10 protein-coding genes, 2 tRNA genes and 2 pseudogenes are annotated in these 9,754 nt (G+C 66.5%); 8 read left to right on the plus strand and 6 right to left on the minus strand.

The window, feature by feature from the left end:
• The 3 genes and pseudogenes from ACE3TU_RS14720 to ACE3TU_RS14730 all read left to right on the plus strand — a co-directional run.
• On the plus strand, positions 1-461 hold a 461-nt coding region (locus ACE3TU_RS14720), incomplete at its 5' end, for a hypothetical protein (protein ID WP_374625472.1).
• 64 nt (positions 462-525) lie between these two features.
• Positions 526-717 (plus strand): hypothetical protein, encoded by a 192-nt coding sequence (locus ACE3TU_RS14725; RefSeq protein WP_374625474.1) that lies wholly within the window; start codon positions 526-528, stop codon positions 715-717.
• A gap of 63 nt (positions 718-780) precedes the next feature.
• Positions 781-1,896: pseudogene (locus tag ACE3TU_RS14730) on the plus strand (recombinase family protein); the annotation flags it as partial.
• A gap of 27 nt (positions 1,897-1,923) precedes the next feature.
• Here the strand turns inward: ACE3TU_RS14730 and ACE3TU_RS14735 are convergent.
• The 5 genes from ACE3TU_RS14735 to ACE3TU_RS14755 form a co-directional block, all read right to left on the minus strand.
• On the minus strand, positions 1,924-2,166 hold the full coding sequence (locus ACE3TU_RS14735) for a hypothetical protein (protein ID WP_374625476.1): 243 nt from the start codon (positions 2,164-2,166) through the stop codon (positions 1,924-1,926).
• A 240-nt stretch (positions 2,167-2,406) separates the two neighbouring features.
• Positions 2,407-2,483: transfer RNA gene (locus ACE3TU_RS14740), tRNA-Arg, on the minus strand.
• A 48-nt stretch (positions 2,484-2,531) separates the two neighbouring features.
• Positions 2,532-2,648 (minus strand) — tRNA-Arg (locus ACE3TU_RS14745).
• A gap of 55 nt (positions 2,649-2,703) precedes the next feature.
• Complete coding sequence (locus tag ACE3TU_RS14750; RefSeq protein WP_374625478.1) at positions 2,704-2,970, minus strand: hypothetical protein; 267 nt, start codon at positions 2,968-2,970, stop codon at positions 2,704-2,706.
• 107 nt (positions 2,971-3,077) lie between these two features.
• Positions 3,078-3,746: a pseudouridine synthase gene (locus tag ACE3TU_RS14755; protein ID WP_374625480.1), complete on the minus strand. Its 669-nt coding sequence runs from the start codon at positions 3,744-3,746 to the stop codon at positions 3,078-3,080.
• A 172-nt stretch (positions 3,747-3,918) separates the two neighbouring features.
• On the opposite strand from ACE3TU_RS14755, the gene ACE3TU_RS14760 reads away from it, so the two are divergent.
• From ACE3TU_RS14760 to ACE3TU_RS14780, 5 genes and pseudogenes are all read left to right on the plus strand, one after another.
• Positions 3,919-5,028 (plus strand): Gfo/Idh/MocA family protein, encoded by a 1,110-nt coding sequence (locus ACE3TU_RS14760; RefSeq protein ID WP_374625482.1) that lies wholly within the window; start codon positions 3,919-3,921, stop codon positions 5,026-5,028.
• Positions 5,029-5,159: 131 nt separating this feature from the next.
• A complete protein-coding gene (locus ACE3TU_RS14765) occupies positions 5,160-6,203 on the plus strand; it encodes an HD domain-containing phosphohydrolase (protein ID WP_374625484.1) in 1,044 nt (347 codons plus the stop codon).
• Between the two features lie 24 nt (positions 6,204-6,227).
• Positions 6,228-6,743: an oxidoreductase gene (locus ACE3TU_RS14770; protein ID WP_374625486.1), complete on the plus strand. Its 516-nt coding sequence runs from the start codon at positions 6,228-6,230 to the stop codon at positions 6,741-6,743.
• 6 nt (positions 6,744-6,749) lie between these two features.
• Entirely contained in the window at positions 6,750-8,987 is a 2,238-nt protein-coding gene (locus tag ACE3TU_RS14775; protein WP_374625488.1) for an ATP-binding protein, read from the plus strand.
• Positions 8,988-9,274: 287 nt separating this feature from the next.
• Positions 9,275-9,616: pseudogene (locus ACE3TU_RS14780) on the plus strand (transglycosylase SLT domain-containing protein); the annotation flags it as partial.
• Between the two features lie 15 nt (positions 9,617-9,631).
• Here the strand turns inward: ACE3TU_RS14780 and ACE3TU_RS14785 are convergent.
• A complete protein-coding gene (locus ACE3TU_RS14785) occupies positions 9,632-9,748 on the minus strand; it encodes a LuxR C-terminal-related transcriptional regulator (RefSeq protein ID WP_374625490.1) in 117 nt (38 codons plus the stop codon).
• Between the last annotated feature and the right edge of the window lie 6 nt (positions 9,749-9,754).

The following is a 9,754-nucleotide window of genomic DNA, read 5'->3' on the forward strand; positions in this document are numbered from 1 at the left end:
ACTACCTGCCGTTCGATATCCGCGAAGAAATGGTAGCTGGCGTGGAATGGAGTGCCATCGAAAACGTCACTGGCAAGTCGGCTGCAACTTGGGCCAGTGACGAGGAAACGGCCCGCAACACAGTGGGGCTCCTACACGGCACGGAGATTTTTTCCGATTACATCGCACGGGTCCGAGCTCTGCTGATTGACTTCTTCGACGAGGAGGATGAACACCCCGATCGCGGCGGGCGTGAACCCGATTATGTGCGTGACCATATGCTCAGAGCGCTCATTCGCTGGTACGCCAACGTGCTTGGCAAAAAGCCAACACCCACCTCCAAGGGACCTTTCCAAAATCTGGTCGCCGACGTGTTTCACGCCTGTGCAATCAAAGATGACGGTCTCGAACGCGCTGTTGAGCGAATGCTCGAAAAATGGCGCGAGGCCGAGACAAAGCGCCAGAGGGTCAAATCACCATAACTGACATGGAAGCGCAGTCGGTTCCGGGGACGCGGCAAGATAACGAGCACGCCAAAATAATGGCATGCTCAAGGTGCAGCCGGAACAGGATCGGATGGATGACGCGGACCAGGTGTCCGCCCCAAATCCGTCTTGCCTTGAGCTCATCGTCGAGACCGACCTGACCGCCGAGTTCCCGCTCACCGAGGCCGAATTGAGGGCCATTGCCCGGCTCCTTGGCAGTGAACTCGAGACAATCCTTGGGCTTCCGCGCTAGCCGCCGGTGATGACCCGGGCTAGACTCCCTTATCAGCCTTGCCCAGCCGCGGAGATCCCCGCCATGTCCAACCCGCATAGTGTTACTGACGCGGTTGCTGCCCCGAAACGCGCTGCGCTCTATCTGCGGGTGAGCACAGGCCGTCAGGCCGAGGGTGAAGTGTCGCTGCCCTCGCAGCGCGACCTGACCACTCGCTATTCTGAGGCTCAGGGGTGGGTCGTCACCGCCGAGTTCGTCGAGCCCGGCGCCTCGGCCACCGATGATCGTCGCCCGGTATTCCAAGAGATGCTGGAAGAGGCGGCAAGCCCGACGCGTCGCTTCGATGTGATCTGCGTCCACGCCTTCTCGCGCTTCTACCGCAATGGCGCCGAGATGGAGTTGACCATCCGGCGCCTGCGCAAGGTCGGGGTCGAAGTGGTCTCGGTCACCCAGCCCACCGGCGATGATCCCTCGCAGACCCTGATGCGGCAGATCATCGGCATTTTCGATGAGTACACCTCGCGCGAAAACGGCAAGAACGTCACCCGCGCCATGCGGGAGTCCGCCAAGCAGGGCTTCTGGAACGGCTCGCGGCCGCCGCTCGGCTACCGGGTGGTGGAAGCCGAACGCCGTGGCAGCAAGATCAAGAAGAAGCTCGAGATCGATCCCGTCGAGGCTGAACTCGTCCGGCTGATTTACCAGCTCTACAGCGAGGGCGACGGCACCTCAGGTCCGCTCGGGGTCAAAGACACCACCAAGTGGCTCAACGAACACGGCTACCGCACGCGGCTCGGTCATCGTTTTGGGGTTGGGCCCCTGCACGTCATCCTCACCAATCGTGCCTATGCCTATGGGACCTACCAGTACGGCGTGCGCAACAGCCGGACCGGCGAACGCCACGATCCCGAAACGACCATTCAGGTGAGCATCCCCACCATTGTGCCGGTTGAGCTCTTTGAGGCCGTTCAGGCAAGGCTCAAGGCCAACAACCCGAAGGTTACCCCACCCCGCATCGTCAATGGGCCCGTGTTATTGACCGGCCTTGTTCACTGCGCTTCCTGCGGGGCTGGAATGACGCGTACAGGCACCGTGCGCCGTGGCAAGTCCTACAGCTACTACACCTGTGGCGGCTGCATGCAGAAGGGCAAGTCCGAGTGCAAAGGTCGGCACGTGCCGATGGCGAAACTCGACACCCTGGTGCTCACCAATATCGCTGACCGGTTGCTGTCACCAGAGCGGGTCTCGGCGATCCTCTCGGGACTGATGGCAAAGCGGGCCAACGAGGATACCGAGGTCGCCACCCGGCGCGCTGCCCTTGAGCGCGAAATCGCCGACAAGGACTCGCGCCTCAAGCGTCTCTACGCCGCCATTGAAGAAGGCGTGGCGGAACTTGATGCCGACCTGAAGGCCCGCATCCAGACCCTTAAGTCCGAGCGCGACCTCGCCCGCGAAGCGCTGAGCCGGCTGCAAGCGCTGACCGTCATCTCTACCGCGCCCACTCCGGAAATGGTCGAGGCCTTCTCAGCTGTCATGCGCGAGAAACTCGCGACCGGTGACACTCAGGCCAAGAAAGCCTGGCTCGCCTCGGTGATCTCGTCAATCGAAGTCGACGATCACAAGGTGCGGATTATCGGCTCACCCGACGCGCTCGCAGCCGCGGTTACCGGTACCGTCGGTGCCCCAGCAAGAGTTAGTGGTTTTGTACGGAAATGGCGCACCCGGCACGATTCGAACGTGCGGCCTTCGCCTTCGGAGGGCGACGCTCTATCCAGCTGAGCTACGGGTGCATCCTGCTTACGCAGTGCTTACGCGAGTTTCTTGCGATTTTGAAGGGCTGGATACCCATCGCGCAAGCCTTTGTAATCTAAGCCTCTTTCAGTCTCCTTCTCCGCGCCAGCGGGCTTGACATCTGCCTTCGGAGGGCAGCGCTCTATCCAGCTGAGCTACGGGTGCAGCAGGTACAGGCAATAGGCGATTGCGGGCGGGTGCGCAAGATGCGGTGTCGGTTCAGCCGGGCGCGCGCCAGAGGCGGTCGAGTTCTCCCAGCAGGCGCCGGGTGGCAGCGTTAGCCGGTTCGGGATCGACGGTCGTCTCGGCTGCGCCTGCCGCACCGTCCGTGCTGCGCATCGCCATCAGTACCGCGGCGATGCCGTCGGCGAGCTCGTCCGCCATACCGGTCGTATCCAGAGCGCCTCCGGGCTGCGGGACGCCGTTGCCCCCCGACGCCACGCCGTCCGGTTGCGGGAAAGGCGCATCATCTTCGATCTCTGCCATCGGTCACATCCTGTCGGCGCCACGAGCGGCGCAGGACCGTCGATAGCGGCCGCGCATGGCCGGTTTTCGGCCGCGGGCCGGCCCCGGTTCGACGTTTTCGTGGCAGGCTAGAACGGCGCGGGGATGCAGAACGACACCCAGCGTCCATCGGGGTGGTTGAACGCCAGTTCCTCGGCATGCAGCTGCAGCCGGTCCGCCGCCGCCAGCGCCGCACCGGTCGCATAGAACGGATCGCCCAGGATCGGGTGGCCCAGTTCGAGCATGTGGACGCGCAACTGGTGGGTGCGGCCGGTCAGCGGGAACAACCGCACCCGCGTGATCCCGGGCTCGCGCCCCTCCACCGCCCATTCGGTTTGGCTCGGCCGCCCGCGCTCGTGGTCGACCCGCTGGCGCGGCTTGTTCTCCCAGTCGGTGGCGAGCGGCAGGTCGATCCGCCCGGTCTCGCCGACGATCTCGCCCCAGACCCGGGCGACGTAGGATTTTCGTGCCCGGCGCTGCTCGAACTCCTGCCCGACATGGCCGAGAGCGCGCTTGCTGAGCGCCATCACCAGGACGCCCGAGGTGTCCTTGTCGAGCCGGTGCGCCATCGCGGCGGTCGGCCAGCGCTGCTTCACGCGCGCCTCGAGGCAGTCGGCCAGCGCCGGGTCCTTGCCGGCGACCGACAGCAGTCCGGAAGGCTTGTCGAGGACCACGATGTCGTCGTCGGCGTGCACCACCGTCAGCCACGGCTCGGTGGGCGGGCGATAGTCGAAATGCGACGGTACGGGGTGCAGCATCGGCCGGCTCTTAGCAGGATCGGCCCGGTAGCTGAACAGTTTGTTTGCGCTACGTACCTCACTCCCACTGGCGTGCGGGTGAAAATGGCGTAAAGCTGCTGCGCAAATCGGCGCGCCCGCTCGGGACGGCGCCTTCCAGGCACATGACCGGCACACGAAGTGGAGGACAGCAATGGGCGCGGACGGTCGCGTTGGGATCGGTATCATCGGTTGCGGCAACATCTCCAGCCAATACCTGAAGGCGATGCGGGATTTCCCGGTGCTGGAGATCATCGCGGTCGCGGACATGAAGCCTGAAGTGGCCCAGCGCAAGGCGACCGAGTTCGGCCTCGCGGCGGTCGCCGTAGACGACCTGCTTGCCGACCCGCGTGTCGAGATCGTGGTCAATCTGACCATCCCGCGTGCGCATGTCGAAGTCGGCCTCAAGGCCCTCGCCGCCGGCAAGCACGTCTATGGCGAGAAGCCGCTCGGCATCAACTTCGCCGACGGCAAGCGGCTGCTCGAAGCCGCACGCGACCGCGGGCTGCGTGTCGGCTCGGCCCCGGACACGTTTCTCGGCGGAGCACATCAGCAGGCGAGGGCCTTGATCGATTCGGGCGCCGTCGGCGACATCGTCGGCGGCACCGCCTTCTTTGCCTGCCCCGGTCACGAGCGTTGGCACCCCGATCCGGCATTCTATTACGACGTCGGCGGCGGTCCGGTGCTCGACATGGGCCCCTACTACATTACCGACCTGGTCAACCTGCTGGGGCCGGTCGAAAGCGTCATGGCGATGAGCGCCACGCCGCAGACCGAGCGGCCGATCTACTCGGAGCCCAAGAAGGGCCAGATGATGCCGGTCAAGGTCTCGACCCACGTCGCAGGCGTGCTGAGGTTCCGCTCGGGCGCGATCATCCAGGTCACCCTGAGCTTCGACGTACCGGGGCATGCGCACCTGCCGTTCGAACTCTACGGCTCTAGGCTGAGCCTGCTGGTGCCGGACCCCAACATGTTCGGCGGCGAGGTCAAGACCCGTCCGGCGACCGAGAAGGAATGGACGGTATCGCCCTACGACCTGCCCTACGCCGATGCCAACTACCGCTCGCTCGGGGTAGCCGACATGGCGCTGGCCATCCGCGAGGGGCGGCCGCACCGCGCCTCGGGCGACCTGGCGCTGCATGTCCTCGAGGTCATGGAGGCGTTCGAGACGGCCAGCCGCGAAGGCCGCCCGGTCGCCATCGGCACTCCGGTCCAGCGTCCCGAGCCCCTTGCGTCGTCGATCCGCGACGGCCGGCTGTCCTGACGCCGTGCTCCCCGGCCGCCATGGTGAAGGAAGCCTGAGGAGTATGTTGCGAGACTAATTCTATTCTCGTGACGAACTTAACGACCTGTTTGCAGAGCAGCGGCATCCTGAGCGCACGCCAGGAGGCCGCATTGCGCATTTTGATCGTCGAGGACAACCGCACCAATCTGATGGTGCTCAAGGGCATTGTCGAGAGGATGGCCGGCACCAGCGTCGCCGCCTTTCTCGATCCCGTCGAGGCGCTCGCTGCGACGGCCAGCGAGACCTTCGACCTCGTTCTCGTCGATTATACCATGCCGCGCATGGACGGGCGCACTTTCATCGAACGGCTGCGCCTGAAGACCGACTACCGGCATGTCCCTGTAGTGATGATCACCGGCGAGAGCGACCGGCAGGTGCGGCTCGATGCCATCACCGCCGGCGCCACGGACTTTCTCAACAAGCCGATCGACCCGATCGAGCTCAAGGCCCGCATCACCAACCTGCTCGCTCTGAGGCAGTCGCAACTCGACCTTGCCGACCGCGCCGAATGGCTGGCGCGCGAGGTGAAAAATGCCACACGGCACCTCACCGATCGGGAGGAGGAGGTGATCTGGCGCCTCTCCAGGGCGCTCGAGTATCGCGACGGCGGCACCGGCGACCACATTTCCCGCGTCGCCACCGTCGCCCGGCTGATCGCCGAGGGCATGGGGCTCGAGCCCGAGCAATCCCGGATCATCTACCTGTCGGCCCCGCTGCACGACATCGGCAAGGTGGCCATTCCGGACGCCATTCTGTCCAAGCCCGGCCGCCTCGACGAGGCCGAACTGGCGGTGATGCGCTCGCACGTGCCGATCGGCACCCGCATCCTGTCGGACGGCAGTTCCGATCTCATCCGCTGCGCCTCCCGGATCGCGCGCAGCCATCACGAGCGCTGGGACGGCTTCGGCTATCCCGACGGTCTCAGTGGCGAGGCTATCCCGCTCGAAGGGCGCATCGTGGCGGTGGCCGATGTGTTCGACGCCCTGTGCACCGAGCGTCCCTACAAGCCGGCCTGGCCGATCGAGGACGCCCGCAAAGAGATCGGCCGCAACGCCGGCACCCACTTCGACCCCAACTGCGTCGCCGCGTTCGAGCGCCGCTGGCCCACCATCAAGGCCCTCTACGAACCCGGCCGCGTCGTCGCGGCTGCCTGAAAACCCGCATCACGGAGTAGTTCCATGCGTTCCTCCCTCAAGGCGCTTGTCGCCGTCATTCTCGCCACCCCGCTCTTTGCCACCGTCGCCGTCCAGGCCGGCGAACTCGCCCCGCCGCAGGGGGAGGTCGTGCTGACCGTCACCGGCAGCATCGACACGTCCAACGCAGCCGAAGGCGCGGTGTTTGACCTCGCAATGCTCGAGGCGCTCGGCATGCATACGACGGTCACCGTCACCCCCTGGTATGACGGCGCGCGCACGTTCAGCGGGCCGCTGGGCGCCGATCTGCTCAAGGCCGTCGGTGCAGTCGGCAGCACGCTCAAGGTCACGGCGCTCAACGACTACGTCACCGAGATCCCGGTCGAGGACTTCCAGCGCTATCCGGTGATCCTCGCCACCCGCCTTGACGGGGCGGAGATGTCCGTACGCGACAAGGGGCCGATCTTCGTCATCTACCCGTTCGACGATGCGCCCGAACTCAACAACGAGACCTACTACGGCCGGTCGGCCTGGCAGGTGAAATCCATCGAGGTGAAGTAGTCCGAAATGGCCGGCGCCCGTCTCCTCGACGCCCTCGGCGGCACGTCCGGCCGACCCATCCGGGTCGGCGCGATCGTGCTCGTGGTGCTGATCCTGGTGCTGATGGGCAATGTCGCGGGCATCTTCAAGGCCCTCGACGAGCGCTCACGGGCGGCGGTCGACGCGGCGCGCGAAGACATGGTCTGGGCTGTTTACCAGCTCGAGCGCGAGACCGAGAGGCTGCACGAACTGCTGCTGATCGGGTCGCTGGGCCGGGAAACCCCGGACGTCAAGGAGATTTCGCGCCGCTACGACATCCTCTACAGCCGCCTCGGCATGTTCGGCGAGGGGCAGATCGCGACCCGCTTCTCGCAGAACGCCGAGCTGTCCGGGCTGATCACCAGGATCCGGGACGGGGTGCTGGGTCTGGCGCCGCGCTTCGACGTCATCGCCGCCGCCAGGTCCGCCTCGCGGGAGCAACTGGCGAGCCTCGCCGGTGAAATCAAGCAGGTCGAGAACCGGGCCGCCGAGCTCATCCTGCTCACCAACGCCGCCCACAACAACCAGAAGGTCGAGGAGCGCGCCGAGGTACAGGGCCTCTACCTGCAGATGGCGGCGGGCCTGGCCGGCACGCTTGCCGTGTTCGTCGCCCTGATCGCCCTGCTGATCCTGCAACTGCGCATCATGGCGCGGGAGGCGCGCGAGATCGCCGCCCTGTCGGAGCGACACCGGGCCGCCGCGCTGGCCGCCGAACAGGCCAATCGCGCCAAGTCCGCCTTCCTTGCCACCATGAGCCACGAAATCCGCACCCCGCTCAACGGTATTCTGGGGATGGCCGAACTGCTGGCCGACAGCGGGCTCGATTCGCACCAGGCCGGCCGGCTGGCCATCATCCGCCAGTCGGGCGACGCGCTGCTCGACGTCATCAACGACGTTCTCGATTTCTCCAAGCTGGAATCCGGCGGTGTCGAGCTGGACTACTCGCGGTTCCGGCTGCGCGACGTTGTCGATCCGATCCAACAATTGCTGGCCACCCGCGCCGGCGCCAAGGGCATCCTGCTCGACTTCGACGTCCCCGACGTCGAGGCGGCGACAGATGCCGGACGGCTGCGGCAGGTCCTGCTCAACCTCGTCGGCAACGCCATCAAGTTCACCGAGGCCGGCAGCGTCTCGGTCAGGGCCGAGCACCGGGCCACGAACTCCGGCATGCGGCTGCGCTTCATGGTGCGCGACACGGGCATCGGCATTGCGCCCGAGATGCAGTCGAAGCTGTTCCAGGAATTCTCCCAGATCGACCCCTCGATCAGCCGCCGGTTCGGCGGCACCGGGCTGGGCCTTGCCATCTGCAAGCGGATCGTCGAGGCCATGGGCGGCGAGATCGGCGTGACCAGCCAATCCGGCAAGGGGAGCTGCTTCTGGTTCGAGCTGCCCTGTGCCAGCCATGTCGGGTCGCTGCCGGTGCTGCCGGCCGTGCCGGTGCGGCCGCAGTCGGCCGGCCCGGCGCCGACACGTCAGGGCTCGGTCCTGCTGGTCGAGGACAACGCCATCAACCAGCAGGTGGCCGCCGGGCTGCTCGAGCGCATCGGGCTGTCGGTGACGATTGCCGGGGATGGCGCCGCCGCCCTCGCCGCAGCCGGACGGCAGCGGTTCGACTTCATCCTGATGGACATGCAGATGCCGGTGATGGACGGGCTGGAGGCGACCCGGCAGTTGCGGGCCCGCGGCGACACCACCCCGATCATCGGGCTTACCGCCAACGCATTCATCTCGGATCGGGACGCCTGCCTCGCCGCCGGGATGGACGGCTTCACCAGCAAGCCGGTGACGCGGGCCAAGATCGAAGAGGCGATGACCGCGGTCGTGCCCGAGACGCGGGCGACATCGACGGTGGTGAGCGCGCCGACCGGGCCGGGACCGGCCACACCGGTAACCGATGGCCCGCCCGGACGAATGATCGACGGCGACCAGCAGGCGGCACTCATCGCCGAGTTCGGCGCCTCGACCTTCGCCGAGCTCTACCAGCACTTCTGGCGGGACGCCGCCGACCTGCTGGCCGAGGCAAGGCGGCACGGCCAGGGCGGCGAAGCGATCGCCAGCCTGCACACGCTCAAGGGCATGGCGCTGACGCTGGGCGAGACCGGCATCGGCCGCCTGGCGGCGGAGGCCGAGGCGGCGGCGCGGCAGGGTCGCCCTCCGGATCTCGACGGCCTCGCCGCGCTGGTGGCGAATGGCGGGACCGAACTACGCTCGGTCGCGCTGCACTGAGCCGAAGCGGACGCGACGGAACGGTTTTCCGGCGCACCGGCTTCTGCTAAGAGAGCCTCATGATCTGGAGCCCATCCTTCAGGCGCGCCGGCCGCGCACTCGTTCTCGCGACCGTGGCGGGGCTGGTCCTCGGCGGCTGCTCGATGTCCGGTCTGCCGACCTTTCAGCCCGCCACCGCAAAGAAGCCGGCGCAGACCGCCGCGGCCCCCAGGCCCGCTGTACGCCGGGCGCTCGCCGAGGCCTTCGAGCCGATGGCCTTTGCCGAGACGCCGAGCCGGAACTCCGATGTGGACGCGCTGATCGCCAAGTACGCGCGGGTCTACGACGTACCCGAATCGCTGGTGCGGCGTGTCGTGCAGCGCGAAAGCAGCTTCAACCCGAAGGCCCGCAACGGCCCGTACTACGGCCTCATGCAGATCCGGCACGATACGGCGCGCTCGATGGGCTACAGCGGCTCCGCGGCCGGCCTGCTCGATGCCGAGACCAACCTCAAGTATGCGGTGAAATACCTGCGCGGCGCCTATGTCGTGGCCGGCTACAATGCGGATGGCGCCGTCCGCAACTATTCGCGCGGCTATTATTACGACGCCAAGCGGCTCGGGCTGCTGCGCGCCGTCGGTCTCGACTGAGGCCGCCGGCGGCGTTCAGCTGGCTATGGCGAGGCGCACCAGCTCGGCGGTGTTCCGTGCGCCGGTCTTTTCCATGATGTGCCGACGGTGCACCTCGACGGTGCGGTAGGAGAGCCCCAGGTCGGCCGCGATCTCCTT

The sequence above is a fragment of the Devosia sp. genome, from assembly GCF_041917035.1.
Taxonomy (GTDB): Bacteria; Pseudomonadota; Alphaproteobacteria; order Rhizobiales; family Devosiaceae; genus Devosia_A.

What these genes read in the sequence shown, in the direction of transcription:
- ACE3TU_RS14725 (WP_374625474.1), top strand. Translation starts at nt 526, where the DNA reads ATGCTCAAGGTGCAGCCGGAACAGGATCGGATGGATGACGCGGACCAG.
- ACE3TU_RS14750 (WP_374625478.1), bottom strand. Translation starts at nt 2,970, where the DNA reads ATGGCAGAGATCGAAGATGATGCGCCTTTCCCGCAACCGGACGGCGTG.
- ACE3TU_RS14755 (WP_374625480.1), bottom strand. Translation starts at nt 3,746, where the DNA reads ATGCTGCACCCCGTACCGTCGCATTTCGACTATCGCCCGCCCACCGAG.
- ACE3TU_RS14760 (WP_374625482.1), top strand. Translation starts at nt 3,919, where the DNA reads ATGGGCGCGGACGGTCGCGTTGGGATCGGTATCATCGGTTGCGGCAAC.
- ACE3TU_RS14770 (WP_374625486.1), top strand. Translation starts at nt 6,228, where the DNA reads ATGCGTTCCTCCCTCAAGGCGCTTGTCGCCGTCATTCTCGCCACCCCG.
- ACE3TU_RS14775 (WP_374625488.1), top strand. Translation starts at nt 6,750, where the DNA reads ATGGCCGGCGCCCGTCTCCTCGACGCCCTCGGCGGCACGTCCGGCCGA.